Origin of the sequence: Bradyrhizobium sp. 153, from assembly GCF_023073835.1 — a bacterium.
GTDB lineage: Bacteria > Pseudomonadota > Alphaproteobacteria > Rhizobiales > Xanthobacteraceae > Bradyrhizobium.
In genome coordinates this window covers 1-992 of record NZ_JADPKH010000150.1, presented here as the reverse complement: position 1 = coordinate 992, position 992 = coordinate 1, and the positions used below count along the sequence as shown (strand labels likewise).

Genomic DNA, 992 nt, shown 5'->3' with positions numbered 1-992 from the left:
TCCCTTCCGGGCGGTGGCGTCTCCGGGGTCGAGAACGCCTATCTCAGCTACACCGGCTTGAAGCCGTTCGGCGGACGGATGGCGATCGAGGCCGGCATCATGGACCTGCCCTACACCATGGACGAGGCGACGAGCTCCAACGACATCATGTTCATGGAGCGCGCCTCGCCCGGCGTGATCGCCACCAACATCGCGGCCGGCGACTTCCGCTCCGCAGCCGGTGCGCGCTGGTTCAACGACCAGCTCTGGATCGGCGGCTATGTCACGGGACCGTCGACCGGTGCGATCCACTCCGCGTCGAGCGCGGCACCACCCGGTACCAGCGAGCAATATGGCGCCGTGGCGCGCGTGGCCGGCAATCCGATCAGCGGCAAGGATTATTCGGTGCATATCGGCGCCGACGCGCAATGGCTGATCCAGCCGCCGCGCAACCTGATCGCCAACACGCAGACGGTCACGCTGAGCGACCGTCCGGAATTGCGTCTCGACCCGACCACGCTGATCTCCACCGGCGCTATCGCCAATGCCTCAGGCGCGCAGGTCTACAGCGTCGAGGCAGCGGCGACCTACGGCCCGTTCATCGTTCAGGGTGAGTACTTCTGGTACAATGTCGATCGCACAGCCAACACCGGCGTGCCGCTGGTCGGCGCACCGAGCCTGAAATTCCAGGGCGGCTATGCCCAGGCCGGATACGTGCTGACGGGCGAAGGCCGGACCTACAATGCGGCGAACGCGGCCTATAGCGGCGTCAAGCCTGCGCACCCGTTCTCGCTGGACGGTGACGGCTGGGGCGCCTGGGAGATCGCGGGACGTTTCTCCACCATCGATCTCAACGACCAGCTGGCAACCGCCAACGGCGTCGCCGGCGGACGGCAGACGGTCTACACGCTCGCGCTCAACTGGTACGTCAACGGCAACGTCCGCTTCATGCTCGACTACCTGCACGGAACTGTGTCACGGCAGGCCTCGCCGATCTCGACCGCCGATGTCGG

General features: G+C 66.3%; 1 protein-coding gene. It reads left to right on the top strand.

The window, feature by feature from the left end; translation table 11 throughout:
- Positions 1 to 992 (top strand): porin (locus tag IVA91_RS33700; protein ID WP_247460458.1); only part of this gene is annotated, 992 nt, incomplete at both ends.